The organism is Coleofasciculus sp. E1-EBD-02 (genome assembly GCF_040218245.1).
Lineage (GTDB): Bacteria > Cyanobacteriota > Cyanobacteriia > Cyanobacteriales > Coleofasciculaceae > Coleofasciculus.
This window is the reverse complement of the sequence record NZ_JAVJQN010000073.1, coordinates 17,139-42,735: the sequence shown is the minus strand read 5'-3', so window position 1 is coordinate 42,735 and position 25,597 is coordinate 17,139. Positions and strand designations below refer to the sequence as shown.

The window sequence follows — 25,597 nt, the reverse complement described above, 5'->3', positions numbered from 1 at the left end:
TGTCTCGCCTTTCGTTGATAGTTCCGACAGTGCCAAAAACTAGCGTTCATTCTTGGGTGTCATGACCAAAAAAGCGTAGCCAACCTTGCCAGATGGTAGGTTACTCTTTTTTACGGCTGAGTCTGCACGCTCACCCCGCCTCCCCAAAATGTTGAGTTTTGGGTAGGTATGGGTAGACATTTACGAGCGGTTTTGATGTATGATCCTTCGCTTCGCTAGTGGAGAATCGAGTTTTGATGCCATATATATAAGGATGGGAATCAATGAGAAAACTCCAGTATGGCGATCGCGATGACCAGCCAAATCAAACAGCAGTATCGGGTCAACTGTAACCCTTGGTCAATTTTGGTCGGTGTAATTGGCTCAACCGGATCACCTAAAAGGGGTTTATATTTGGCAACTCCCTGATACCAGTTGGTTCCCCCAAGTTGTACGCCCAGAATAGCAGCATAAGCGCATTCACTCCAACCGGAATTGGGGCTAGGATCGCTGGTTGCATCTCGGTAGCATAAACTCCATACTTTTTGAGGTTTTCCTGACAAAAGCGCTAAGGTTATTACCGTGAACCGACAAGGTAGCCAGGTTAAGTAATCCTCAAGTTTAGCACTGAACCACCCTAAATCTGTATAAGGTTCGCGTCGATAACCAATCATTGAATCTAGAGTGCTAGCCGCTTTATAGGCTAAAGCCAAGGGAACGCTACCCACTATCGGAAAAAACGCGCCAATAATAGCATAAAATAAGGGCGCTGTAACACCATCCGTGGCATTTTCGGCGATAGTCTCTAGAACCGCCCGAAACATTTCCGGCGCTGTCAATTTTTCTGTATCTCGACCCACATATTGACGCAAACGAGAACGCGCTTGCTCTAACTCTTCATCAGTTAGCGGTTGTACCACATCATCAGCCGCGTTTCGTAAACTGCGACCCGCAAAACAGCTTGCCAGCAGAATACTTTCAACCCCAATCCCTACCCAAGGATGAAGCCAGTTTGCTGCCAACACGATGAACCATCCTGCCATGCCACTACCGATAATTAATCCTAACCCCAATCCAATTCCGGCGAGGCGGCGTTCCCATGGACGATAAAGATTGTGAATTATCCATTGGCTAAAGTGAGAAATCAGCCAACCCATGACTTGGACGGGATGAAGCCAACCCCAAGGATCACCTATCCAGTAATCTAGACTGGCGGCAAGTAACAAAACAATGACACTTCTAGTCAATCTAGTTGCCTTTGAGCGTATCTATATTATCTTCCCAATTCGCACCATCAAACGGCACTCTGGCAAATCGAGACAGGACATCACCATCGAGACAACGCAGGTTAACATCAATCGACTGGGGATGAGAACGGGGACGATAAAAGGGGTGAATCCCACAAATACGGCAGAATGTATGTTTAGCGGTATGGGTATTAAACGTATACGTTGTTAAAACGTCAGCCCCACTCAATAGAGTAAACCGTTCCGGGGGTACAATTAGGTGGATGAAGCCTTTTTTGCGACAAATTGAACAATTGCAATCGATTGCCTCGTGCTGGTCAACTGTCACACGGAAACGGACAGAACCACAGTGACAGCCCCCTTGATAGGTAATCAGTTGATTCATTATGGTCATTCCCGATCAAAGCCTCTATTAAATCACAAAACTGGTTTGTTCTCCTTGAGCCGCTTGCCAACTTCGAGCATCATAGTAAAGATCGGCAAGGGTTATGCTATATAGGGCATCTTTGAGTTTTTCATGCAGTCGATGCCACAAGGTTAAAGTTACCCAGTCTTCGGCTTGAGTGGCATCTGCCTTGTGATGGTGTAACGGTTCGATTGTTTCACCAACGGCTTCTAAAATCTGACCCAGAGAAATTTTTGAAGGTTTGCGAGCTAATTGATAGCCACCTTGAGAACCCCGTACTGAATTCACTAAATTAGCACGACGCATTTCAATCAGTAGTTTTTCTAAATAGGGTGCGGGTAGATCTTGGCGCTGGGCAATCATTTTAACGGATGTTGGTCCATAACCGGGCTGTAGGCTGAGATCAAGGAGCGCTTTAACACTATAATGTCCGCGAGTTGTCAACTTCATAGGGATTGTAATCTCTCCTAGCTTGGAGTGGGTTTGAAGCTGGAGTCTAATTCAGCCAGTTTCAGGTTGGGTTGTACAGGGTTAAGAGTTGAACGGGTTTTTTTTATTGACGTCCCCGGACGGTTGTACTGTCAACTATAACCAGGTGGGTTTTTCCTGAAGCCTGATAACGCCTCCCATCAATCCTGAGTTTTGCACATCATTGGTTTTTGTTGCTGACTCGATCAACTGGAAACGCCCCACCTTATCGCTCCGTATCCATTGCTGACACGTTCTCCAGTCAGCGGTTGATTTGTTAAAAAGATAAATTCAACAAATATAAGCAACCAAGTTGACAGTATCCATGTAATATAGTTCTATAGAGGATGATACATAATCAATATTTTGTTATCTTGGTTATGTATCAGTATAGCGAAATCGCTACCTGAGACCTCACTGTTTAGGTTTAGATTCAAGTTGATGGCTAAAAAGAAAAAAATGGAGTCCAAGATGGAACCCTTAGAGGGTCAAGCACTGCTTGAGAAAGTTAGAGAGCTAGGTAACCTCAGCAAAGAAGAAAAAGCTAGAGCCTGTGGCTACTACACCGTAACTAAAAACGATGTAGAGCGCGTCAATATGATGAAATTCCTGAATGCGCTGATTGACGCTGAGGGTATTGAATTAGATAGCAAAGCCAATGGCAATGGACGCGGGGGTAGGAGTGCGAGCTATCGCATCTCTGTGCAATCTAACGGTAATCTGCTTATTGGTTCTGCTTATACGAAACAGATGGGTTTACAACCTGGGGATGAATTTGAAATCACCTTAGGTCGTAAGCACATTCATCTCAAGCAACTTGGCGCAGAAGAGGAAATTGATGAGTAAGACTCAGGCGATAGCTAAGGAAAAGCGAAAAGCCTAAAGAGGCTGATTGTTTACCAGCATTTGAATTGTCTTGAGTCATAGTAGCAACAACGGATAAGTCCGCGTTCCAACCTGATGGTTGGGCGATAGGATTTTTATTAGAGTTGGCAAAAAAGACCCCCGTTAGAATCCAGAAGATTCAGCGGGGGATATATCCTGCTATTCATTGAAATGGCTAAGAAACAATCCAATGGGGAGAGGTCATCAACAATACCAGAGACACATACATTCCCCAAAACAAAATGAAAATAAATTGTAGGTCGCGTCGAGCCACGAGGATAGCCGCGATCGCGAAGGTTAAGGCGAGGGAGCTAGAAACGACAGGTAAAAGGCTTCCAGAGGCTTCTAGTAGGAAATAAACCGTAGCGGCGATTGTCCCTAAAGACATGAGACTCAATCCCAAGACCCAGAGACGAGGATAGGATTGAGAGCGGGGCGAATTCCACACGGCGGCAAGTTGAGCGCCACCCGCTAGGGCGAAAGCGGGGTAGATTGGCAAACTATACGCCGATAAAGGAGACCCGATTAGACAAACAGCTCCTCCATAAACAGCCGTCCAAACCAATACGAATTTTGCCCACCCCCAATTGCGATGAGTCCACGCCAACCCTAATCCATAAGACGCAAAGAGTAACCAGGGAACCGAGAATTTTAAGAACTCCAATAGGTAATCGTAATAGCCAGTAAGAGTCCTGGAAATCTTGACAGAATGCCCAAAGGGTTGTAGGGATTCTTGGATCAGATTGGCAGTGAGAAATGCTTGACCCTCAAGCCAGGGTAGAGTATACCAAACCAATCCGGGGATGATACCTAATATCCAGCCCAACCACCAATAGCCAGATCTGAGCAGTCTCGGCGTATCCCAGGCAATAAAAATCAAACCGATTGCCAGCAAAAGCAATCCGAATCCAATTCCCTGAGTCAGACAAATTAAAGCGAATCCAATACCGGCTACCAATGACCAACGCAAATCACGACGCGATCGCAATAGACATAGCATCATTAGCATGACAAAGAATAACACTGCACTATCCGCGATCGCGAGACGTCCATACTGCACCACAGGTAATACAGTTAAATAAATGAAGCTCGAAAAAAGCGCATTTTGACGAGAGGGGAAAATTTCTCGACCGATTCCATAGAAAAGGGGAACAGACAGAGCGCTCAGAAGAGCAGTCGGTAAGCGTGTGATCAAGGTGCTATCATTCCCTGTCTTATAAGCCAAAGCAATTAGCCAATACAGTAAGGGTGGATCTTCAACATAAGATTTGTCCCCAAACGTTGGATAAAACCATTGCCAAGATGCCAAAGGCGTGGTAGTTAATTCACCAGCGACCTGATTGATCGTTTGTTCACCCCCATTTAAGAGAGGTGGGCTATCCAGATTTAGGCAAAATAAGAGCAAAGCGGCTAAGAGTAAGCCGAACATCCACATCCGCTCAATCCAACGTTGAGTTTTGCGAATTCGACTCTCTGAGCGTCCCGAAATAAATGTTTGACGATTCATCTTTAAACGAACAAGTTAGAGTGCTGCTGGTCGCCAGTTGTTCACCTTGCTGCCATCCAACAGGTTGCCATTGCCTTCACCGTGACTCAACCCGTGGCGCGACCTAATCAAACGGTGACTTTTCAATTATGACTTTTCAGTTAAAAATAAAAAACTCTGACTACCTCGATCAGTGTAACTTTAGGAATAACTATCGTCGTGATTAAGTCAGCTAAACCTGCTTCAGAGCGACAAGTCTAGCAAAAACTGACTTGCTTATAGATAGATAGACGTAGCCGCGTTAGGATCAACGTTAGCGTCACACCCGACGGGTTAACCGAATCACTCCTGCCGCTTATTCACAGTAGTATAGTTAGGCTTTATCAACTCAACTTGCTCATTTTGTTAAATAGAGCCAATCATCAGGCATCTAGACCTCAGTCGATCACCTGCGACAAGCATACCTATGGAAGGATCTTTTGAATTAACCCTACAAATGGTCATCGCTGTCTGTGCTGGAATCAGCGCTCAGGTGATTGCCGAATACCTAAAAGTCCCCAGCATCGTCTTTCTGCTCATCTTCGGCGTGTCCCTCGGCTCCGATGGTTTGGGTTTATTACACCCCCAAGAACTGGGAGTGGGTTTAGAAGTCATTGTTGCCTTATCCGTTGCCGTAATTCTGTTTGAGGGAGGACTTAACCTCAACCTGCGCGACTTAGGCAAAGTATCCGGTTCTCTGAGAAATCTAGTCACCCTGGGAACGCTGATTACGCTGCTAGGCGGTGGGATGGCTGCCCATTGGTTAGGAGAATTTCCCTGGTCGATTGCCTTTCTCTATGCGGCTCTCGTAGTTGTGACCGGTCCGACAGTCATTGGTCCACTGCTTAAACAAGTAAAAGTTGATCGACGAGTTGCCGCCCTTTTAGAAGGAGAAGGGGTGTTAATTGACCCAGTGGGGGCGATTCTATCCGTGGTTGTCCTGGATACCATTCTCAACAGCGAGGCGGGAGCCTCGGCTGCCATTGTCGGTCTAGGGTTACGCCTGGGTATTGGTGGTGTGATTGGTGGTATCGGTGGCTGGCTGCTGGGTTTATTTCTCAAACGAGCCGATTTTCTTTCAGAAGACCTGAAAAACCTGGTGGTGTTAGCCGGGATGTTAGGCTTATTTGGCTTGGCACAAACGATTCGCTCCGAATCCGGATTAATGGCAACCGTCGTCGCCGGAATCGTCGTCGGTGCGTCTTCTCTACCCGAAGAGCGCCTGTTGCGACGGTTTAAAGGACAATTAACGGTGCTGGGGGTTTCCGTACTCTTCGTTCTCCTCTCCGCCGATTTGTCCATTGACAGTGTGTTTGCTTTAGGGTGGGGCAGTGTATTCACGGTTTTGGCATTAATGACCTTGGTGCGCCCGGTGAGTGTCAGCTTATGTACCTGGAATAGCGGCTTAAATTGGCGACAAAAAATCTTTTTATCCTGGATTGCGCCCAAAGGAATTGTCAGTGCTTCCGTCGCCTCCTTATTTGCGATTCTTCTCACCGAACGCGGGATTAATGGGGGAGATTCGATTAAAGCCCTGGTCTTCTTGACGATTATGCTGACGGTATTTTTACAAGGGTTAACGGCGCGTTGGGTTGCCCAATGGCTACAACTGAATCCCCAGGAAAAGGCAACGGGTGCGGTGATTGTCGGCTGTAATCCTTTGAGTCGTCTGATTGCGCGTTTGTTTCAAGAACAGGAAGAAGAGGTTGTCCTCATCGACACTGATCCCGAAGCCTGCCAAAAAGCCGAGGAGGAAAATCTGCGGGTGTTCCAAAGCAGTGGTTTAGATGTTGAGGTTTTAGAAGAAGCTGGGATTGAATCGGTGGGTACATTTCTGGCGATGACCCAGAATGGGGAGGTGAACCTAGTCTTAGCTCAACGAGCGGTTGAAGAGTTTACTCCGCCGCGAGTGGTTGCCGTATTTCCTCGTGATCCCCAAGCCAATACCACGAATAATAAAACGAAAATCCATCAAGCCTTTGTGCCGCAACTACCGATTAAGACGTGGAACAAATATATTGTCGAGGGGCAAGTCAAGTTAGGTACAACCACGTTAAAAGAGTCGGGATTAGCTTTTCAGCGAGCGCATTTACAAGCGTTGATTCGGGCGGGGGAACTGGTTCCCTTATTAATCGAACGCCAAGGGAATTTACAAGTGGCTAGCGCGAATGAAACGTGGCAGGCTGACGATCAAATTATTTATCTGCTGCATGATCCCAGACCTAAACTCTTGAAACGCTTATCCGGTGGCAGTTCGTCCTCTCGGCTGGCGGTAGAAAAGTTGCCAGAGGTTGAGGAAATCCCGATTTCTGAGCCTGTGGAAGAGAAAGCGGTGAAAGAAATTGCCAATAAACCTAAGGGTGAAAAAGAGGCGAAGGTTCATGAACCGCGCCTTACTTCGTGAAGACGCGGATTGGCAGAGATAACCTGCCAGTAGAGACCTTCCATGGACGGTCTGTACATGAATAGGGCATGAGTTGGTAAGGGATAATCACTGCTGGACGCTTCTCTAGTTCAGCTTAAATGTAGGTTCAGGAATCTCTGAAAACTGGGTAATTCCAGGACACACCCTTACCAATGCCTTAAGAGACGCAAACATTTTACACGAGTGGATTATCTCTATGAATCGTGTTCCAGTAGTTAGCAAAGAAGGAAAGCCACTGATGCCCACTAAGCCATCCAGGGCTAGACGGTGGGTTAAGGAAGGCAAAGCTATCGGGAAATGGTCGGATTTGGGCATCTATTACGTTCAACTCATTACACCATCGGCAGAGGAAGTGCAACCAATTGCTGTCGGAGTAGACCCCGGAAAATCATACTCCGGTGTCGGTGTCCAGTCCGCTAAATGTACCCTGCTGCAACTGCACCTTATCCTTCCGTTTGGTCGCGTTAAAAAGCGGATGGAAACCCGCGCCATGCTACGACGGTCTCGGCGAGGTAGAAGGATCAACCGGGATGTTCCGTTCAAGTTGCGTAACCATCGGCAGTGCCGCTTTGACAACCGCAAACAGTGCAAACTCCCCCCATCCATTAAAGCCTCACGGCAATTGGAGTTAAGGGTAGTCAAAGAGTTGGCGGCGATATTCCCGGTAGCTGCAATTGGCTATGAGCGAGTTAGAGCCGATGTAGACCAGACCAAACGCAAACGCGCCAAGTCGGGCAAGGGGTTCTCTCCGGTGATGACTGGGCAAAACTGGGCAATATCCCAGATGGAAAAAATTGCCCTTCGACAAGCTCAGGGTATCACCCCTGTCTACGTCCGCGAAGGCTGGCAAAAGGATGGGAACGGCACATCTCAACTCCGAAGCCAACTAGGTCTAGAGAAGGATAAGACCAACAAATCTATAGCCAAACCGGAGACCCACGCAGTTGATGGAGTGGCACTGGCTTGCGGGTATTTCGTCAAATATGTCCCGTTTACTGGCTCTAACTCTCGCGGTTACACCCACTTTGGCAGCGTCAACATTACTCCCTCCCCATTCAAAATCATTACCCGTCCTGGCGCAGTGAAACGGGGAAAAGAGTACGGCTTTTTTCGCCGTCAATTGCACTTTGAAGTGCCGGATAAGTCGGGAATAAGGAAGCGCAAAGGTGGAACGATTACCCCGTTTGGTCTTAGGATTGGTGACTTAGTAAGAGCCGAAAAAGCTGGAAAAGTCTACATTGGCTACGTCAGCGGGTTCACTAAAACTAAAGATACCCAGAATGTTTCCGTTTGTGACTACACCTGGAAACGTATCGGGCAATTTGCCCCCAGTAAAGTCGAGTTAATCAGGAGAAATAACGGCTTATGTGTAGCGTAAAAGGGGAGATGGACGCCTCCATTCTTCCGGCGTCCCGCTATCCCTCCTCGGTTTACGAGAGTTGAAACCGAGGACTCCCGCGATCTTGTTGAAGGATGAAACAGTTTTGACTCCTTCGCCAAGCTTTTCGGGCATGGCGGTAGTATTCTTCATAAGTATGGCATCACCTTGCTCAGGAAGATGTACCCTTGCTCCCCCAGCTTCCCCAGCGTTCGACTGAGCGCTCACGCCGAAGTCTTCCTCGGCTTCCCCTGCTCCCCCTCACCACAGCACTTATTCATCAGCCCTTAAATAGGGAACCCACGATTTCATTGGTTCTGGCGAACCATACCAAAGTCCCTGTCTTCGCGGTGAATGCAGTACCCCTTCTAAGGTGAGATTCACCGCCCCCTCTAAATGAGCCGCTTCAATGGGAGTAATCCCATCTCCCCAACAATTTCCGACTCCACAGGTTTGCTGATAACTGTTGTACGCTAACCATTGACCCAAGCGTCGTTGACCATAGATAGCTTTACCCGCGACACAGATATATTTAACCTGGGGATAAAATGCTCCCGGATAGTTGATTGCCACAAAATCCAGATTGCGTTTCGTCCAGCGCTCTTGGCTAGTATGAGGTGTCCCCAATGTTACCAATGTGGCAATAGCAGGATGAGCATTCCATAATCCGGGGACTGAGGATGTTACATCGCCATGAATATCGTAGGGTTTTTCGCCCAGGTAAATTCGGGCAATCCAGCCTCCGGCGGAATGACCAATCAGATTAACCTGATTGGTGTTGTAATCTGCCATAACCTGTTTCACGGTTTGGTCGAGTTGGCGTAAGATGGGCAAGACTGAGCGACCACCTACAGTCGGAATCCAATCGCCTTGTCGTAGCGGTACAGTAACGGTGGGAAACCCAATTTGATTTAACGCGGTTTCTAATCCTCGATATTCAGTTGCCCCGGCAAAAAAACCCGGTAGAATAACAGTCGGTAGTGGCATTTGGGATTGTAGAGCTTTTTAATCAAACGTAACAAATAATCATGGGGCAAGTTGGCACGCTTTACGGTCTGAGTGTGGGTCCAGGCGATCGCGAATTAATCACGCTTAAAGCCCTGCGTATCCTCAAACAAGCACCCGTGGTGGCGTTTCCGGCGGGAGTGAGGGGGAAATTGGGTATGGCACAGCAAATTATCGGGCAATGGTTAGACGCTCAACAGGTTCAACTGCCTTTAACATTTCCTTACGTGCAAGACCTTGACATTCTTACCCAAGCGTGGAGAGAAGCCGCCGACCAGGTGTGGCATTATCTGAAGGTAGGGCAAGATGTGGCGTTTGTTTGTGAAGGGGATATCAGTTTTTACAGCACGTTTACCTATTTGGCGCAAACCCTGCAACAGCAGCAACCCACCGCCGTAGTGCAAATGATTCCTGGCGTTTGTTCACCCATGGCAGCCGCCTCAGTGTTAGGATTACCGCTAACGGTACAGCGCGATCGCTTGGTGGTGCTGCCAGCTCTCTATAATGTAAAGGAACTGGAAACAATTTTAGACTGGGCGGATGTCATAGTCCTGATGAAAGTAAGTTCGGTGTATGAACAGGTTTGGCAGGTGTTGCATCGTCGCCAATTATTGGACACCGCCTGGGTAGTCGAACGCGCTACCCTACCCGATCAAGTGATTTATCACGATTTACGCGATCGCCCAACCCTAAAATTACCCTACTTTTCCATCATGATTGTCAACGTTACCCAATCCCTGAGTTCAATTAGACTCTAGATTATTTTTATTAAATTAAAACGAATAGAATTCCCGACAACCCCGCAACGGAGAGAATGATAACGGCTATGTCGAATCTCTTATTTAGAACGGTTTCCGAGAAACTTAATCAGCCAACCGGAATCGCGGTCATGGCATCGGTGGGTATTCATGTCATCTTGGGGCTAACCTTACCCTCTTATGTCCCCGTTTTTTCCAATGAAGCGCCACTGACGCGGCGAACTGTACAAATGTTGGAATTAAGCGAAGCCGATTTGAGTCGCCTACCCGATTTATCGGTGCCAACGGTTCCCCCGTATATTTATCAGCAAACACCATTACAATCGCCATTCCCACCTCTCCCACCTCTCCCCTCTCAGGATTCCTTAGATTCTTTACCCCTCGATGGCAACATTTCCGTGGCGTCCCCTTCCCAATCGTTCAAAATTCCGTCATCGTCGTCTTCGACTCCGAAACGAACCCGAACCCGAATCTCCCTGAATCAACCGAGTACCCCATTTCCATCCATGAGGAGAAATCTAGGAATTCCAGTTTTTCCTAGCCAACTTCCGCCACCGCCTCCTCCAGGAACAATGAATCCTGAATCAAGAGCCACAGAAACAAAGCCGACACCGAGTATTGATCGTTTGGCAGAACAATTACGCGATGATCGCAACTCATCGGTGTTGACGAATCCACGCTCTAAACCACCGGAACCCCCCAGAGATAAAAAGGAAGTTGCTCTCAATCCAGAGACTGATCCTGCTGCTAATCAAGATGATCCAACCCCAAATCCGGAAGAGACGGCATCAGAATCGGATCAATCAGTAGCCCAGAAACCCAACTCTGAGCAACAGTCAGATAGAACTGGCGCTGAAGGGAATAAGGTAGAATCTCCATCTCTACAACGCAGAACATTGATTGCTTCCTATCCTAAAGCCGCTTGCCAGAAGCAGGTTAATGGCAACGCCCTATATAGCGTCGTTGTCGGCACTGATGGCAAACCGACGAATTTACAATTCATTCAAGGAGTCGGTGATCCCATTCTTGAGCAAAAGGCACAAGATACAATTCAAGCTCATCGTTTTCTGAATCGCACCGAACAGCCACAGGAATACCAAGTCTCTGTTGAGTTCTCAGATCAAGACAAGGTGTGTCCGAAGCCAACACCTCCCGAAGCCTCGGAGCAGACTCCTGAGGGTTCTAATTCACCAGCACCCCAACCTGAGAATCCGGAGGCGGCTGAGGAGTCGAATTCCCCAAGTTCTTCTTCATCCAATCCAGACACCTCGGATCGTGATCCAGAAAACTCTGAACAACCATCGCCATCAGACACAACCTCAGAGTCCGAGGCTCCAAAAGACCAACCTGAAGAATCAGCGAATCCAACAGAGGAAAGCCCTGAAGCCTCCAATCCACCTGACGTAGTTGTACCCACCCTCTAATCCCAAAAGGGCATTCGGGATCAATTTTGAACCCGTCTACTCCTTGATCCCCAACCGGATGTTAAGATGATCGACGGTTAGAATTATCCCCTCCGAGATTACAGCAAAAAGGAACCCAAGTTATTATGCCTTCACGAGAACCTCGCCGCATACTCATAACAGGTGGAGCGGGGTTTATTGGCTCCAACTTCGTCCATCACTGGTGCGATCGCTACCCAGAGGATCGAGTCGTTGTCCTCGATTTGCTCAGTTACGCCGGCAATCGTCGGAATCTAGAGCCAGTCGAGGGACGAGAGAATTTGCGGTTTGTACCGGGAGATATTTGCGATCGCACTCTCGTTGATGCCTTACTCCGCAGTGAGACGATTGATACCGTTGCCCACTTTGCGGCGGAATCCCATGTTGACCGCTCAATTTTGGGACCCGAAGCATTTGTCAGAACGAATGTTTTAGGTACGTCCACTCTTTTGGAAGCCTTTCGCCAGCATTGGAAAAAGCGGGGATCTCTCAAGAGCGATCGCTTCCTCCATGTCTCTACAGATGAAGTCTATGGCAGTTTGAATCCGAATGACCCCTTGTTTAGTGAAACAACACCCTATCAACCCAACAGTCCCTACGCGGCGTCTAAAGCGGGTAGTGATCACATCGTCCGTGCCTATCATCATACCTACAATGTACCGACGCTAATTACCAATTGCTCCAATAACTATGGTCCTTATCAGTTTCCTGAAAAGCTGATCCCCCTGATGTGCATTAACATCATGCTGGGTCAACCCTTACCCGTTTATGGGGATGGACAGCATGTGCGGGATTGGCTTTATGTGAATGATCACTGTCAAGCTATTGATCTAGTCATTCACCAAGGAACTCCCGGCGAAACCTATAACATTGGCGGTAACAACCAAATCAAAAATCTGGATTTAGTTCGGATGGTTTGCCAGCTTATGGATGAGTTAGCCTCGGATTTGCCTGTTTCTCCTAGTAAAAAGTTAATTACTTCTGTAAAAGATCGACCCGGACACGATCGCCGATACGGGATTGATGCTCGCAAAATTAAGGCAAAACTGGGTTGGACGCCTCAAGAAACGATTGAAGGAGGATTACGTAGCACCGTTGAATGGTATTTGACCCATCGGGATTGGTGGGAGCCGTTGCTGTCGAAGGAGTATCAAGATTATTACCGAAAAATTTATGGTTAAATCAGCAAAGGATGTTTGCAGATAGTTGGGTGAGGATTAAGCTGTTCGGCATTCAAACCTTAATGTCAATAATTACGAAATCCTTGTAGTGCGAGCATATTGCTCGCTACTAATACCCCATTTAAATGCATGACAGCTTACCAAATCGTTTGAATGTTTAAGGCTTGCTGAATTTTGGCATCGCGGGTCACTAAGGGAAGATGTAGAGTTAGGGCAGTGGCGGCAATAATCCGATCTGGCATATCAGGTACGGTATCTCGGTTAATCGTGGCGATCGCAGAGGCAATGTCAATGTCTATAGGGATGAGTTCGATGCCCATTTGGGGATCTTGTAAGGCTTTAGTGAGTTTGGCGGTGGTTTCTGTTGGTAATCTCCCTTTTTCAACGAGATATATGATTTCAATCAACGAAATCGAGGAAATATAAATTTGTCCACCTTGATTAATGGATTGCTCTAAAGCGTCAAAAGCCGTTTTGGATAATTTATTTTGGTCAAATAAATACCAAATAATGGCATGGGTATCAGCAATAACTGAAGACATTTAGAATTCCTCCTCACCGAGATTACCCCACATTTCTTGTTGCGCTTCAGTTATATCTTGTTCAGTTAAGTCAAAGGGCAAATCCGCACAGAGTCCTCTGACACTTTTTTTCGGGATATTGGAAGATTTTCTGCGGAGAAATTGCACAAAATCGAGAACTTCATTTTGTTGACTTGGGGGCAGTTGGCGGAGTTCTCTGAGAACGATAGATTCGATAGTGTTCATACTGTGTTCCGATACCTTTTTGCTAACGTTTGCTAACAAATATACTCATTGAGGGAGGGTGTATAAACCAGCGAGATTAATCTCCATTATGTATGAATCCATTATCAATCGTAGGGGTACGGCATTACCGTACCCTTACCTCATGTACCTCTTTACGGCTATTTTTACGCAGCTCCCTAAGCACTACTGAAGCTGCTGGATTTGTTGTTGGGCATTTTGGTACAGCGTCATATTGCCCTGTTGTCTGGATAAATCTGCTGCCTTTTGGAAATCCGCGATCGCTTCTTCTTCATTACCTAATTGAACAAAGGCAGTTCCCCGATTGTAGTAGGCAGCAGCATAGTTAGGATCACGTTGAATCGACTGAGTGAAATCGGCAATTCCCTCCTGAAGTTCCCCCTGTACTACACGGACAACTCCGCGATTATAGTAAGGTTGAGCATTATTAGGGTCAATCCTGATTGCCTGATTAAAGTCAGCGAGTGCTGCTTGGGTATCTCCCTGTTTAAAATAGACAGCTCCTCGAGTATAGTAGGCTTGAGCATCGTTCGGATCAACCTCAATTGCCCGATTAAAGTCGCGAATTGCCGCCTCCATGTTGCCCTGTTTCACACGGGCAACTGCGCGGTTGTGATAAGCTGGAGCGAAGTTAGGGTCAATTTCAATGGCTGTGTCAAAGTCGGCTAGCGCTTTCTGGACTTCTCCCTGTTGTCCGTAAGCAACTCCCCGATTGTCATAGGCTGGGGCGTAATTAGGATCAATTTCAATCGCCCGCTTAAAGTCGGTGATCGCACTATCAATGTCCCCCTGTTGCTGACGAGCAAATCCTCTGAAGTTGTATGCTTGGGCAGAGTTTGGATTAATCTCAGTCCACCGATTAAAGTCCCTAATTGCACCACTAATATCACCCTGTTTCAGGCGAAAAATTCCTCGTTGAGCATAAGCTGGGGAATAAAAAGGGTTAAGCTCAATTGCTCGATTAAAGTTAGTGATTGCTCCCTTAAGATCACCACTTTGCTCTTGCTGTATTCCTCGTTGGATAAAATCCTCAGGAGTGGTTTGGGCAATGTAATCTTTGAGCGTAACCGCATCTATTGGGCGATTTTGAACAGCACGAGCAGTTATTGGGGTGATCAGGATAGCCGTTAAACCCAATAGAGGAATTGTACGGTGAATGAATTTCATAGATGTCTCCTGAACTCGACATATTAAACGGGGCATTTATGTATGATGTAGAGTGGATTACTGCTGAAGTTCCTGGATTTGGTCAAGGGCATTTTGGTAAAATGTCATTTGACCCTGTTGTCTAAACAAATCGGCGGCTTTCTGGAAATCCGCGATCGCTTCTTCTTCGTTCCCTAATTGAACAAGGGCAGTTCCCCGTTGGTAGTAAGCGGCAGCATTATTGGGAATAATCTCAATTACCTGAGTGTAATCAGCAATGGCACTCTCAATATCTCCTGTTTTTCGGTGAGCATGTCCCCGGTTTGCGTAGGCGAGAGCTAGATAGGGATTAATCTCAATTGCCTGGTTCAAATCGGCAAAAGCTTTCTGCATTTCTCCCCTTTGCAGATATGCAAATCCCCGGTTGTTGTAAGCCATAGCATAATTGGGGTTCAGTTTAATGGCTTGAGTAAAGTCGCGGATAGCATTCTGTATTTCTATGAGTTTCAGGTAAATAGTACCTCGGTTGCTGTAGGCGATAGCTAAGTTAGGTTCAATCTCAATCGCCTTACTGAAGTCAGCTAAAGCTTCCTCTAGCTTTCCCTGTTCTCGATACAAAAGTCCGCGATTATTGTAAGCTAAAGCATAATTTGGATTAAGCTGTATTGCTTGATTAAAGTCAGACATTGCTTTCTCAATATTGCCATATTGAATATAAGCAATACCTCTATTATAGTAAGCATCAGCATCATTGGTATTAATATTTATTGCCTGATTAAAGTCTGATATGGCTTGTTCAATATCTCCCTGATTTAGATAAGTGCTTCCTCGATTGTTGTAAGCCCCAACGAAATCAGGCTGAAGCTCGATTGCTTGAGTGTAGTCAGCGATTGCCTTTTGGATTTCTCCTAATTTTTCAAAAGCCACCCCTCGATTGAGATAAGCACCAACTAAACTAGGATCAAGTTCTATTGCCTGAGTGTAGTCAGCAATTGATTTTTGAGTTTCTCCGAGTTGATCAAAAGCAACTCCTCGATGATTATAGGCATTGGCAAAGTTAGAATCAAGCTCTATTGCTGTGTTAAAATCAGCGATTGCCTCTTGAAGATTGCCTAATAGTAAACGTGCAAATCCTCGGTAATCATAGACGGGGGCTAAATTAGGCTCAACTGCAATCGCCTGAGTAAAGTCATCAACTGCTCCGCGCAAGTCTCCTCTTTCTATTTTTTCTACTGCTTGTTGAAGAAAATCATCAGCCGTATTTTGGGCGATATAGCGGTTAACTGTGTTAACTGTGGTAGACCCAATTTGAACAGGTTGGATTGCATGAGTAGTAACTGGAATGATTAGGACAGAAGTTAAACCCAATAGAGGAATTGTGGCGTGAATTAGTCTCATAGATTTCTCCTGATATCGACTGATTTCTTCATATAAATTGTCGAATAATGTAGCTGCAATTACTGCTGAAGCATCTGAATTTGGTCAATGGACAATTGATAAAGCGTCCTGTCGCCCTGTTGTCTAGATAAATCTACGGCGTTCTGCAAATCCGCGATCGCCTCTTCTTCATTGCCTAATTGAACACGGGCAATGCCCCGATGATAATAGGCTGAGGCGTAGTTGGGATTAATCTCAATCGCCTTATTTAAATCAGAAAGTGCTTGTTGAATATCATCCTGTTGCAGATGAATAGCTCCTCGATTGGCATAGGCTTGTGCATAATTAGGATCAAACTGGATTACCTGGTTAAAATCAGAAATTGCATCTTGAATATTTCCCTGTTTTAAGTTAGCAATACCTCTGGCTTGATAAGCTGAAATATCATTAGGATTAAGCTCAATCGATTGTTTAAAATCAGAAATTGCTTGTTGCATATTTCCCTGTAGCAGACGAGTAAAACCTCGGTTTTTGTATGCCATAGCATCATTGGGATCAATCTCTAGTGTCCGATTAAAATCAGCGATAGCATCCGGAAAATTTCCCGCTTGTAAATGTGCAAATCCACGATTATTGTAAATAATAGCAAAATTTGAGTTCATGTCAATCGCTGTGGTGAAATCAGCAATTGCACCTTCAAAATTTCCCCTTTTTAGATAAGCTAATCCACGATTATTATAGTAAATAAATGAGTTAGGCGCAATTTCTATCGCTTGATTGAAATCATTAATGGCTTTCTGAATTTCTCCCTGTAAGACATAGGCTTGACCTCGATTAGAGTAAGCTGAGGCAGAATTGGGGTCAGTGGTAATCGCCTGATTAAAGTCCTCAATTGCTCCCGGCAAGTTACCTATTTCTAATTTCTGTACTCCTCGCCGGAGAAAATCTTCAGCAGTAGTTTGGGCAATGTAAGTTTCTGCCATTGTGGAGCTAATCTGAGAAATTTGAACTTCTCTAGCAGCAACCGGACTGATAAAAATGGCAGATAAACCTAACAGGTAAATAGTGTTGCGAATAATTTTTGGAATCCCTACAATATTTTGGCTGGGTTTATAGTTTAGTACCTGCTGAAAATGATACAATTTGATATACATTAGTTCCTCCCTAAGTTGATCATTCCTCTGTAGAGATAGGAATACCTTATGTATTAATAGCAAGAGCATTGGTCACATCAAGGGATGAGAACAAGCTCGATCCAGTAATCACTGTAGTGAACTCTTACTAACGTCCTCTCTCTATTATGGCAGGTAGGTAAATGACTATTAGCTGATTTTAATTAAACTTAAACCTTTTAACTTATTGATAAAAGATATCAATTTGCCCTAGAATTGACAATTTTTATTGATACTTGATTAGTCACTTGGTTTCATTCCTAAAACTGACACAGTGTAAAAATGTGATAACTGAACCACCCTGATAATTTTTTTTATACCGTTTGTTAGAGGAAAAAATTATGTCTCTTCACTATAATGGGAAGTTCTGATACCTTAACTTTGAGTTGGAAACCTGATGTTGCAGAAGAATAGCACTGACGTATGGGTTTCTAGTGGGCGATGCTAGGATTTTTAGCGCTGAAGCGCAACTACGAACTTAGGTTAGTCCATAACATTCGTGTTAGGGTTGGATTATGGCTTACGGATTCCGGTGAGTTAATTAAAAAATTATGAAATCAGCCAATAAAATTATCATAGGCTTTCTATTAGTCGTTATCCTCGGCTTACCTTTCTCTCACACCCTGGTTCACATTCTCACAGAAGCCTGGTGGTTTAATTCCGTTAACTTTTCAGATGTATTCTGGACGCGGATCACCTGGAAAATTATGGCTTGGGTGGGAACCTTTATTATTTACGGACTATTCTTGTGGTTTAACTATTGGATGGCGCAGCGTCTAACTCGCGATCGCGCGTTTCGTTTCCTAGACGGTAGTGATTTAGCTCCCTATACCGATAGTATCGCCAATTCCGCCGTCTTAGTGGTGATCTTCCTGATTAGTTTAGCCGCCGCCACCAGCAGTGCATCGGCTTGGGAGACGATATTAAAATATCTGAATGCCACCGAGTTTAATCTGACTGACCCCATTTATCAACAGGATATTGGGTTTTACTTGTTTCAGTTTCCGTTCTATGAGGGGTTAAAAGATTGGGTATTGACTCTCTTAGGCTGGGGGTTTGTTCTAGCTGTTGCCGTTTATGTGTTAAAAGGCAAAATAAGGTTAGATCGCTACTGGCAACATTTCCTCACTAAAGACGTAAAAACCCATCTCAGTTTACTGTTAGCAGGAATTGCTTTAGTAATTGCGATCGGCTTTTGGCTAGAACGCTATGAATTACTCTACACAGGCGATGGTGTCGTCTATGGTGCAGGGTACACCGATGCTCATGCTCAACGTCTAGCGTTCTGGATTATGAGCATTGTATCCCTTCTGCTAGGCTTGTCGTTTATCCTGGCAATTTGGCAAAATAATATTACCTTACCCACCTACGGAATCGGAATTTATCTGATTGCTTTTTTCGTTTTCAGTGGTCTTTTTCCCTGGTTTCAACAACGATTTATTGTCGAACCGAATGAATTAGAAAAAGAAAAGCCTTACATTGAACATAATATCGCCTATACGCGCAAGGCTTATGATTTAGACGAAGTACCAACCCAGGACTATCCAGCGGAAGAACAATTAAGTCGTCAAGCGTTGCAAGAAAACCAATCCACGATTCGTAATATTCGCTTGTGGGATTATCGACCATTATTAAGTACCTATCGTCAACTCCAAGAAATTCGCCTTTACTATCGATTTAAAGATGTCGATGTTGATCGCTACACCATTGACGAGAATTACCGACAGGTGATGCTTTCACCCAGGGAATTAGTGTATTCCCAAGTCCCCGATCGCGCTCAGACTTGGGTCAACGAACGGCTAAAATATACCCATGGCTATGGTTTGGTGATGAGTCCGGTTAATATAGTCACCGAGGATGGCTTACCCGAACTGTTTATCAAAGATATTCCGCCTATCTCCCAAGTCGATCTTCAGGTGGATGAATCCGCCATTTACTATGGCGAAGAAACCGACACCTATATATTTACAGGTACAAATACCCAAGAATTTGACTATCCCCGTGGCGATGAAAATGCCTTCACCACCTACGCAGGAAACGGGGGCGTACCCATTCCTTCCCTCTGGCAACGATTAGCTTATGCTTATGATTTGGGCGATCTGAAAATTTTAATCTCCAATTACTTTATCAACACCTCCCGCATTCATTACCATCGCCAGATTGGGGAACGGGTGAACCAAGTTGCACCCTTTTTGCGGTTTGATAAAGACCCTTATATTACCCTAATTGATGGCAGATTGCAGTGGATTATTGATGCTTATACGATAAGCGATCGCTATCCCTATTCTGAACCTGTTTCTCAAAGTAATAATGCTAGCGCCATCGTCCAAGGCGACGATATCGCCCAAATGTCTCTAGGCGATATCAATTATATTCGCAACTCCGTTAAAGTTGTCGTGGATGCGTTTAATGGCACCATGCAGTTTGTGGTTGTTGATGAAGATGATCCAGTACTGCAAACCTATCGCAAAATATTCCCCACCTTATTTACCGCCCAAGACGAGATTACAGCCGATGTAAAAGCCCATTTCCGCTATCCCCTGGATCTATTCACCATTCAGGCGCAGATGTATCTGTCTTACCACATGAATAATCCCCAAGTCTTTTACAATCGGGAGGATTTATGGCGTTTTCCGACAGAAATTTATGAAGGGAATGAGCAGATCATGGAGCCTTACTATGTGATCATGCGCTTACCCGAAGCGTCAAGCGAAGAATTTATTCTAATTCTGCCCTTTACCCCCGTCAATAAAGATAATATGATTGCGTGGATGGCAGCGCGTTCTGATGGAGAAAACTACGGCAAATTACTCCTGTACGAATTCCCGAAACAAGAACTGGTTTATGGTCCATCCCAAATTGAAGCTCGCATTAACCAAAATCCGCAAATTTCTCAACAATTAACCCTATGGAGTCAGGAAGGATCGCGAGTAATTCGCGGCGATTTATTAGTGATTCCCATTGACCAATCATTACTGTACGTCGAACCCGTTTATCTGCGGGCTGAACAAGGCGAACTGCCAGAATTGAAGCGGGTAATTGTTGCTTATGCGAAAGAAGTGGTTATGGAAGAAACCTTAGAGGAAGCTTTAGCGACTATCTTTGGCGGAACCCAAGCAGACGTGCAACAACCTACTTCGACTCTACCATCTGCTCCACCAAAAGAAGGAGTTTCCAAACTCGCCCAATCCGCCTTGGAAACCTATCAAAAAGCACAGGAAGCCATGCGTCAAGGCAATTGGCAAAAATACGGTCAATACCAACAAGAATTGGAGAGCATCTTACAGCAATTGAACCAAACCCCAAAATCTGCACCCGATCTGAGAAAGTCAGCAGACGACCAAAATTAATCTTCCCTGAACCGAACTCCAGAACCTTTGTTGTTATAGCACTACGAGGATACGTTAGGACATTAGTTAATCCCCACAGGGAGCAGGGCAACGTGGGGAAAAAATCCTCAATTATTCAGAACGGCTGCAATTGGGACAAATGGCGATAACCCGATGATTTATTCTTTATCTTGCCTGACATTGCAGCGCTATTACAAAGGGAATCGCCTCTTTTAAAGCACTGATAAATGTATCAATCTCCTCGCGGGTGTTGTAGAAATAGGGACTCACGCGAGCCGTGCAAGGAACACCGAGAATCCGATGCAAGGGTTGGGTACAATATTGACCCGCCCGAATCGCAATACCCGCCTGATCCAAAACTTGAGCTAACTGATAAGGGTTGATCGTTCCGCAGGTAAATGAGGCTAACGCGGCTCTACCACTGCCGTCAGCTTTAGGTTTAGGACCATAAATTGTGATACTGGGAATCGTGTTTAATTGCTCAAACAAATAGGCAGTCAGTTCATGTTCATACGCCTGGATTTTGTCCATGCCAATGGCGGTGAGGTAATCCACGGCTGTACCCATCGCAATCGCTTCCCCCGTGGCGGGAGTTCCGGCTTCAAAACGGTAGGGAATATCGGCATAAGTGGCATGATCCAGAAAAACCTCGGCTATCATCTTCCCGCCCCCTAAAAATGGCGGCATTTCTTTGAGAACCTCTAATTTCCCATACAGGAAACCAATCCCTGTGGGAGCGCACATTTTGTGTCCCGACGCCGCTAACCAATCGCAATCAATCGCTTGTACATCAAGTTTTAGGTGGGGTGTACTTTGACAAGCATCAATTAATACTTTCGCGCCATAGTGATGCGCCAGGGCGGTAATGTCTTGGATTGGATTTATACAGCCTAACGTGTTAGAAACATGAACAATTGATACCAGTTTCGTGCGATTGGAGAGTAGAGTTTTAAACTGCTCTACGTTAAATTCTTGAGTGTCGGTCAATTCGACAAATCTTAACACAGCACCTGTGCGTTGGGCAATCTGTTGCCATGGGATCAGATTGCTGTGGTGTTCCATCACCGAGAGAATGATTTCATCCCCAGGCTGTAAGTTTTTTCCTCCCCAGGTGGAAGCAACTAAATTAATGCCTTCTGTGGCGTTGCGGGTATAGATAATTTCTTGGGCAGATGTGGCATTAACAAATGTGGCAATTTTTTGCCGAGCGTTTTCGTAGGCTTCGGTGGCTTGGGAACTTAGGGTATGAATACCTCGGTGAGCATTAGCGTTAGTATGCTCATAGTAGTTCTGCCAAGTCTTAAGAACTTGTAAAGGTTTTTGGGAGGTTGAGGCATTATCTAGGTAAACTAAAGGTTTACCGTTGATTTTATCTTGCAAAATCGGGAAGTCAGCCCGAACTTTGGCGGCAAGGTGTTGTTCTGTTGTAAGTATCATAGTCATCCAGATTGAAAATTGTCTGTAGATTGTTCCAGATCAATTTTCATATTGATTGCCATGAAATCCAAGGGAAAAAATGATAAATTAAGTATCATTTTCTCAGAAAAATAGCCAAGATTCCCTGTTGCCTGTTGCCTTCTGAGATATCCCAATCTAAATGCCGAACAACCTTAACCAGCCTCAAACCCTTACAAATGCTTTTTTCTCACTTACTGATCGTCTTGCTTCGCTTGTAAGTCATCTCTTGCTTGTGCATCTGAGATAGCCTGTTCTCTTAAAATGTCGGCATCAGTCTGATTATTAGCGGTATTGGTAGAAGCTTGGTTTTGTTTTTCACCCGATGTATCCGGCTGCTCAATATCTCCGGGTGTTTCTAAGTCGGCAGGTCTGGTATCGTAGGATTTAGGGGTTTTCATCAGTTCATCTCTAAAACTCAATGCCTATAGGCTATCCAGCCGAAGTTAGTTTCTCGTCTATCCTGAGAATGAGTTAGTTTAAATCCCCGACTTCTTGGAGAAGTCGGGGATCTGATAGCTGGTGGGGAATTAAAGCTGGTGGGCAATGCCCACCCTACGGTATATCTTGAAAGTTTGTAGTCAGCGCTTTAGCGCTTCTGGCACGCTTCGTGCCTACTCTTGCTATACCGTAGTTAGCCTTGGGTTTAAACCCAAGGAACCCAAGCGAAAGTCAGCTAAAGCTGACTAGACCAAGAATAATGGCACTGACTTAAGCCTTTTGGAATCGCCGGAACTCTTGCTATACCATAGGTTAGGCACTATCTATCAGTTTTAAGTGAGTACCATTCGGATTAAAAGTTTTAGTCCACTTTAGTGGACTTGAGCTTTTAGCCCGGAGTTTGAACTCCGGGCGGGTGTCGGGGCTTTAAGTCAGTGACATTCATCCTGAGTTAAATCGCTTCACCTAAAATGAGCCGTTGTCGATGACTGTGCAATAACTGAAATTCCTGTTGCCCCACCTGCTCTACCATATAGATGATATCTTCAGGTCGCAGCAGCGTGCCGTCATTCCGACAACTGCCAACATAACGTAGTACGGCAGGTTGGGATGGGGCGTCTGTTTTCACCTCTATCAGTTCTAACTCAAATAAGCGATCGCGTAAATTAACCGACTTCTTTTTCCCCGACTTGGTGCGCTTCTCTAGCCAAATCGCCTCAGCCTGATTCACCTGATTAACCCAATCTTGCCACTGTTGCAGCGACGCTGATCCCGCTTCGCTTACCACCTCAAGCCGATACTCCGCTTTCTCTAAGAGTCGGGTTGTCGCTGGCACCTTTAAATCCGCTTCTTCAACCTGATAAACTGGGATATCCGGCGGAAGCTGATCCGCTAGCCGTTGCTGAAACTCCGCCACATCCATCGACTCGGTTAACTCAAAGTCAGCAATCTCACCACTACTCGACATCCCCAATGACAACGCATTCGCGATCATAATCCGGGGTCCAGGATGATATCCGCCAGTAAAGGTAATCGGTAACGATGCCCGTCTCACCGCACGGTCAAATAACCGGACTAAATCCAAATGACTGACTAATGTCATTTCGCCCACCTTACCGTACCACACCCGCAATCGCTGCGCTTTGTGTTGATTTGGCTTAAAATGACCTGTAAATTCGGGAATTTGCGGCGGTTCAAAGACAATATTATGACCGAAATCCGTGCCACAGATTCCACAGTGAGAACAGCCCTCAAAGGCACAATCGGGTACAGTCGCCGCATCTAGGGCGCGTTGTAAGTCTTCAATCAGCCAGTTTTTATCAATCCCGGTATCAATATGATCCCAGGGTAAGGGGGAAAGGGTGTAGGGGCGGGTTTCACTACTATCCTTTGCTTTATACCCAGATGCAACTAAACCCGCCCCGTCTGAGTGCGAGAGGTTTGCACCATCAAACACATTCCATTCGCCGTTTTCGATTTGGCGATATTTCCAGGTAAGATCTGATTCGGCGATCGCACCTTCCCAAGCCGCAAACGCTTTATCTAAACTTTCCCACCAGGCATCCATTCCCGCACCCAATTCCCAGGCGCGACGCACCACCGCCCCTAAGCGTCTGTCACCGCGCCCCACAAAGTCTTCCATTGCCGAAATTCGTACATCGGTGTAGTTGACTTTTACACCTTTAATCCGGCGAAAGGCATCGCGTAATAACTCTTGCTTGCGGATAAACTCAGACGTAGACACCGAATGCCACTGGAATGGTGTATGCGGCTTAGGCGTAAAGTTAGAAATCGTGATATTAAAGCCAAACCGTTTCCGCCCCGATGCCCGACATTCTTGCTGCAACCACCTCACCGTTTCCGCAATCCCGATCACATCGGCATCGGTTTCACCGGGCAAGCCAATCATAAAGTAGAGTTTAACTTTATCCCACCCTTGCTCAAACGCCGTCTTTACACCCCGCAGTAATTCTTCATTCGTCAATCCCTTATTCACAATATCCCGCATCCGCTGGGTGCCGGCTTCTGGGGCGAAGGTTAACCCGCTTTTGCGTGTACCACCGATAATATTGGCAATATTTTCATCAAACCGATCCACCCGTTGGCTGGGGAGAGATAGGGAGATATTCTCATTTTTGAGACGATTCTTTACTTCCAATCCCACGGCGGGTAGGGATAGGTAATCGGAACAGGAAAGAGAAAGCAGGGAAAACTCATTATATCCCGTCGCCCCCATTCCCTTTGCGATCGCATCCACGACTTTCTCCGGTTCTACATCCCTGGCGGGGCGGGTTAACATTCCCGGTTGACAAAAACGACAACCCCTGGTACAACCGCGTCGAACTTCAATCGTCAACCGATCATGAACGGTTTCGATATAGGGTACAAGTCCAATAGAATACTCCGGGATTGGTGTAGCGACTCGCCGCAAAATCCGCGCTGGCACATCGGGGCGATTGGGATGAACTGAACCATCCTCTGCCATATCGTAAAATTGTGGCACATAAACCCCCGGAATCTGCGCCAAGTCTAAGAGTAATTCCGTGCGAGTTAATCCGGCGGCTTTGCCTTCTTCAATAATTAAACCCATTTCGGGGAGTACTTCTTCCCCATCCCCTAGCGCCACAACGTCTAAAAAGTCGGCGTAGGGTTCTGGGTTGGATGTCGCGGTTTGTCCGCCAGCAAAAATTAGGGGAATTTCTGTGATTGGGTGAGTTGCCCGTTCTTGCCAAGTGAGGGGAATCTGGGCTAAGGAAAGCATTTCCAGAATATTCGTCGCCCCAAGTTCGTAGCTGAGGCTGAATCCCAGGATATCAAAGTCGGTGAGCGATCGCCGATTTTCGACTGTAAACAAAGGGGTTTGAGTGTCCCGCAATTTCGTGGCTAAATCGGATGCGGGTAAATACGCGCGATCGCAAAGTTGTCGAGGTTGAGTGTTTAGGATGTTGTAGAGAATAATATGCCCTAAATTAGATGCACCCACTTCATAGACTTCTGGGTAGGTTAATACCCAGCGCACCTTAGCCGTGTCCCAGGGTTTATGGACAGCGCCTAACTCATTTCCCAGGTAGCGGGCTGGTTTGATGATGTCTTTAGTCAGTAGTTTCTCTGGTGCGATCGTCATGACAACCTTGCCCCTCTGAATCGAGTGCAGTTAACCCTTACAACTCAT

At 45.9% G+C, this 25,597-nt stretch carries 21 protein-coding genes; 7 read left to right on the top strand and 14 right to left on the bottom strand.

The features are described from left to right. Positions 1 to 260 precede the first annotated feature (260 nt). The 3 genes from cbiB to RIC07_RS12570 are packed head-to-tail and all read right to left on the bottom strand — an operon-like array spanning position 261 to position 2,082. Positions 261 to 1,226, bottom strand: a complete 966-nt coding sequence (gene cbiB / locus RIC07_RS12580; protein WP_446394838.1) for an adenosylcobinamide-phosphate synthase CbiB — start codon at positions 1,224 to 1,226, stop codon at positions 261 to 263. Between the two features lies 1 nt (position 1,227). Next, positions 1,228 to 1,611, bottom strand: coding sequence for a GFA family protein (locus RIC07_RS12575; protein WP_446394837.1), 384 nt, complete (start codon positions 1,609 to 1,611; stop codon positions 1,228 to 1,230). A gap of 27 nt (positions 1,612 to 1,638) precedes the next feature. Next, positions 1,639 to 2,082: an Rrf2 family transcriptional regulator gene (locus RIC07_RS12570; protein WP_446382970.1), complete on the bottom strand. Its 444-nt coding sequence runs from the start codon at positions 2,080 to 2,082 to the stop codon at positions 1,639 to 1,641. A gap of 459 nt (positions 2,083 to 2,541) precedes the next feature. Here RIC07_RS12570 and RIC07_RS12565 point away from each other — a divergent pair, with 459 nt between their 5' ends. After that, entirely contained in the window at positions 2,542 to 2,946 is a 405-nt protein-coding gene (locus RIC07_RS12565) for an AbrB family transcriptional regulator (protein WP_006099102.1), read from the top strand. A 214-nt stretch (positions 2,947 to 3,160) separates the two neighbouring features. Here the strand turns inward: RIC07_RS12565 and RIC07_RS12560 are convergent, their stop codons facing one another. Beyond that, entirely contained in the window at positions 3,161 to 4,492 is a 1,332-nt protein-coding gene (locus RIC07_RS12560; protein ID WP_446394836.1) for an ArnT family glycosyltransferase, read from the bottom strand. A 445-nt stretch (positions 4,493 to 4,937) separates the two neighbouring features. Between RIC07_RS12560 and RIC07_RS12555 the strand changes: the two genes are divergently transcribed. Further along, positions 4,938 to 6,914, top strand: coding sequence for a cation:proton antiporter (locus tag RIC07_RS12555; protein WP_446394835.1), 1,977 nt, complete (start codon positions 4,938 to 4,940; stop codon positions 6,912 to 6,914). A gap of 217 nt (positions 6,915 to 7,131) precedes the next feature. Beyond that, entirely contained in the window at positions 7,132 to 8,313 is a 1,182-nt protein-coding gene (locus RIC07_RS12550) for an RRXRR domain-containing protein (RefSeq protein ID WP_446394834.1), read from the top strand. Here RIC07_RS12550 and RIC07_RS12545 read toward each other — a convergent pair. Continuing rightward, on the bottom strand, positions 8,299 to 8,541 hold the full coding sequence (locus RIC07_RS12545; RefSeq protein WP_446394833.1) for a hypothetical protein: 243 nt from the start codon (positions 8,539 to 8,541) through the stop codon (positions 8,299 to 8,301). The two genes, RIC07_RS12550 and RIC07_RS12545, sit on opposite strands and share 15 nt — an antisense overlap. 45 nt (positions 8,542 to 8,586) lie before the next feature. Continuing rightward, positions 8,587 to 9,300 carry an esterase/lipase family protein gene (locus RIC07_RS12540; protein WP_446394832.1) on the bottom strand — a complete coding sequence of 238 codons (714 nt, stop codon included), beginning with the start codon at positions 9,298 to 9,300 and terminating at the stop codon, positions 8,587 to 8,589. Between the two features lie 41 nt (positions 9,301 to 9,341). Between RIC07_RS12540 and RIC07_RS12535 the strand changes: the two genes are divergently transcribed. From RIC07_RS12535 to rfbB, 3 genes are all read left to right on the top strand, one after another. After that, entirely contained in the window at positions 9,342 to 10,076 is a 735-nt protein-coding gene (locus tag RIC07_RS12535; protein ID WP_446394831.1) for a precorrin-2 C(20)-methyltransferase, read from the top strand. Positions 10,077 to 10,144: 68 nt separating this feature from the next. After that, entirely contained in the window at positions 10,145 to 11,500 is a 1,356-nt protein-coding gene (locus tag RIC07_RS12530) for a TonB family protein (RefSeq protein ID WP_446394830.1), read from the top strand. A gap of 125 nt (positions 11,501 to 11,625) precedes the next feature. After that, positions 11,626 to 12,699, top strand: coding sequence for a dTDP-glucose 4,6-dehydratase (gene rfbB / locus RIC07_RS12525; RefSeq protein WP_446394829.1), 1,074 nt, complete (start codon positions 11,626 to 11,628; stop codon positions 12,697 to 12,699). Positions 12,700 to 12,836: 137 nt separating this feature from the next. Here rfbB and RIC07_RS12520 read toward each other — a convergent pair whose 3' ends face one another. The 5 genes from RIC07_RS12520 to RIC07_RS12500 form a co-directional block, all read right to left on the bottom strand. After that, positions 12,837 to 13,241 carry a type II toxin-antitoxin system VapC family toxin gene (locus tag RIC07_RS12520; RefSeq protein ID WP_446394828.1) on the bottom strand — a complete coding sequence of 135 codons (405 nt, stop codon included), beginning with the start codon at positions 13,239 to 13,241 and terminating at the stop codon, positions 12,837 to 12,839. Further along, entirely contained in the window at positions 13,242 to 13,466 is a 225-nt protein-coding gene (locus tag RIC07_RS12515; protein WP_446394827.1) for a DUF2281 domain-containing protein, read from the bottom strand. Positions 13,467 to 13,649: 183 nt separating this feature from the next. Beyond that, complete coding sequence (locus RIC07_RS12510) at positions 13,650 to 14,651, bottom strand: tetratricopeptide repeat protein (protein ID WP_446394826.1); 1,002 nt, start codon at positions 14,649 to 14,651, stop codon at positions 13,650 to 13,652. Between the two features lie 57 nt (positions 14,652 to 14,708). Further along, positions 14,709 to 16,028 carry a tetratricopeptide repeat protein gene (locus RIC07_RS12505; RefSeq protein WP_446394825.1) on the bottom strand — a complete coding sequence of 440 codons (1,320 nt, stop codon included), beginning with the start codon at positions 16,026 to 16,028 and terminating at the stop codon, positions 14,709 to 14,711. 59 nt (positions 16,029 to 16,087) lie between these two features. Further along, positions 16,088 to 17,161 carry a tetratricopeptide repeat protein gene (locus RIC07_RS12500; protein WP_446394824.1) on the bottom strand — a complete coding sequence of 358 codons (1,074 nt, stop codon included), beginning with the start codon at positions 17,159 to 17,161 and terminating at the stop codon, positions 16,088 to 16,090. Positions 17,162 to 17,730: 569 nt separating this feature from the next. Here RIC07_RS12500 and RIC07_RS12495 point away from each other — a divergent pair. Further along, positions 17,731 to 20,529 (top strand): UPF0182 family membrane protein, encoded by a 2,799-nt coding sequence (locus RIC07_RS12495; RefSeq protein ID WP_446394823.1) that lies wholly within the window; start codon positions 17,731 to 17,733, stop codon positions 20,527 to 20,529. Positions 20,530 to 20,694: 165 nt separating this feature from the next. On the opposite strand, the gene RIC07_RS12490 is transcribed toward RIC07_RS12495, so the two are convergent. From RIC07_RS12490 to RIC07_RS12480, 3 genes are all read right to left on the bottom strand, one after another. Beyond that, positions 20,695 to 21,966, bottom strand: coding sequence for a SufS family cysteine desulfurase (locus tag RIC07_RS12490; RefSeq protein WP_446394822.1), 1,272 nt, complete (start codon positions 21,964 to 21,966; stop codon positions 20,695 to 20,697). A 212-nt stretch (positions 21,967 to 22,178) separates the two neighbouring features. After that, positions 22,179 to 22,385: a hypothetical protein gene (locus tag RIC07_RS12485; RefSeq protein ID WP_446394821.1), complete on the bottom strand. Its 207-nt coding sequence runs from the start codon at positions 22,383 to 22,385 to the stop codon at positions 22,179 to 22,181. A 491-nt stretch (positions 22,386 to 22,876) separates the two neighbouring features. Further along, complete coding sequence (locus tag RIC07_RS12480) at positions 22,877 to 25,549, bottom strand: TIGR03960 family B12-binding radical SAM protein (protein ID WP_446394820.1); 2,673 nt, start codon at positions 25,547 to 25,549, stop codon at positions 22,877 to 22,879. Positions 25,550 to 25,597: the final 48 nt, after the last annotated feature.

What these genes read in the sequence shown, in the direction of transcription:
- RIC07_RS12575 (WP_446394837.1), bottom strand. Translation starts at nt 1,611, where the DNA reads ATGAATCAACTGATTACCTATCAAGGGGGCTGTCACTGTGGTTCTGTC.
- RIC07_RS12570 (WP_446382970.1), bottom strand. Translation starts at nt 2,082, where the DNA reads ATGAAGTTGACAACTCGCGGACATTATAGTGTTAAAGCGCTCCTTGAT.
- RIC07_RS12565 (WP_006099102.1), top strand. Translation starts at nt 2,542, where the DNA reads ATGGCTAAAAAGAAAAAAATGGAGTCCAAGATGGAACCCTTAGAGGGT.
- RIC07_RS12560 (WP_446394836.1), bottom strand. Translation starts at nt 4,492, where the DNA reads ATGAATCGTCAAACATTTATTTCGGGACGCTCAGAGAGTCGAATTCGC.
- RIC07_RS12555 (WP_446394835.1), top strand. Translation starts at nt 4,938, where the DNA reads ATGGAAGGATCTTTTGAATTAACCCTACAAATGGTCATCGCTGTCTGT.
- RIC07_RS12550 (WP_446394834.1), top strand. Translation starts at nt 7,132, where the DNA reads ATGAATCGTGTTCCAGTAGTTAGCAAAGAAGGAAAGCCACTGATGCCC.
- RIC07_RS12540 (WP_446394832.1), bottom strand. Translation starts at nt 9,300, where the DNA reads ATGCCACTACCGACTGTTATTCTACCGGGTTTTTTTGCCGGGGCAACT.
- RIC07_RS12535 (WP_446394831.1), top strand. Translation starts at nt 9,342, where the DNA reads ATGGGGCAAGTTGGCACGCTTTACGGTCTGAGTGTGGGTCCAGGCGAT.
- RIC07_RS12530 (WP_446394830.1), top strand. Translation starts at nt 10,145, where the DNA reads ATGTCGAATCTCTTATTTAGAACGGTTTCCGAGAAACTTAATCAGCCA.
- rfbB (WP_446394829.1), top strand. Translation starts at nt 11,626, where the DNA reads ATGCCTTCACGAGAACCTCGCCGCATACTCATAACAGGTGGAGCGGGG.
- RIC07_RS12520 (WP_446394828.1), bottom strand. Translation starts at nt 13,241, where the DNA reads ATGTCTTCAGTTATTGCTGATACCCATGCCATTATTTGGTATTTATTT.
- RIC07_RS12515 (WP_446394827.1), bottom strand. Translation starts at nt 13,466, where the DNA reads ATGAACACTATCGAATCTATCGTTCTCAGAGAACTCCGCCAACTGCCC.
- RIC07_RS12510 (WP_446394826.1), bottom strand. Translation starts at nt 14,651, where the DNA reads ATGAAATTCATTCACCGTACAATTCCTCTATTGGGTTTAACGGCTATC.
- RIC07_RS12505 (WP_446394825.1), bottom strand. Translation starts at nt 16,028, where the DNA reads ATGAGACTAATTCACGCCACAATTCCTCTATTGGGTTTAACTTCTGTC.
- RIC07_RS12500 (WP_446394824.1), bottom strand. Translation starts at nt 17,161, where the DNA reads ATGTATATCAAATTGTATCATTTTCAGCAGGTACTAAACTATAAACCC.
- RIC07_RS12495 (WP_446394823.1), top strand. Translation starts at nt 17,731, where the DNA reads ATGAAATCAGCCAATAAAATTATCATAGGCTTTCTATTAGTCGTTATC.
- RIC07_RS12490 (WP_446394822.1), bottom strand. Translation starts at nt 21,966, where the DNA reads ATGATACTTACAACAGAACAACACCTTGCCGCCAAAGTTCGGGCTGAC.
- RIC07_RS12485 (WP_446394821.1), bottom strand. Translation starts at nt 22,385, where the DNA reads ATGAAAACCCCTAAATCCTACGATACCAGACCTGCCGACTTAGAAACA.
- RIC07_RS12480 (WP_446394820.1), bottom strand. Translation starts at nt 25,549, where the DNA reads ATGACGATCGCACCAGAGAAACTACTGACTAAAGACATCATCAAACCA.